This is a genomic window from Acinetobacter sp. ANC_7512, from assembly GCF_056779935.1.
The window spans coordinates 1-255 of the sequence record NZ_JBWYIX010000048.1 but is presented as its reverse complement, the minus strand read 5'-3'; the positions used below and the strand labels follow the sequence as shown (position 1 = coordinate 255).

Sequence of the window (255 nt, the reverse complement as noted above, 5' to 3'; positions counted from 1 at the left end):
AAACCTCTGGATGTATTGATGTCATGGCCTGAATCAATCAAGCCAAGACACTTAAAACTTAACGATCATCTTCACGGATAGAAGATGGGTGACGATTTAACGCCATTACTTCGATATTCATATATGGGTAAAGCGGAAGACCTTGTAAAATTGAATGAAGCTCTTCATTGCTTTCCACATCAAAAATACTGATGTTTGAATACTGACCTGTGATTCGCCAGATATGACGCCACTTGCCTTGTTGCTGTAACTCTT

General features: G+C 39.2%; 1 protein-coding gene. It reads right to left on the bottom strand.

Annotated features, from left to right (window positions below; all coding sequences use genetic code 11):
* Positions 1-58 precede the first annotated feature (58 nt).
* A partial coding sequence (locus AC1M9H_RS14410) for a muconolactone Delta-isomerase family protein (RefSeq protein ID WP_481613662.1) occupies positions 59-255 on the bottom strand: 197 nt, incomplete at its 5' end.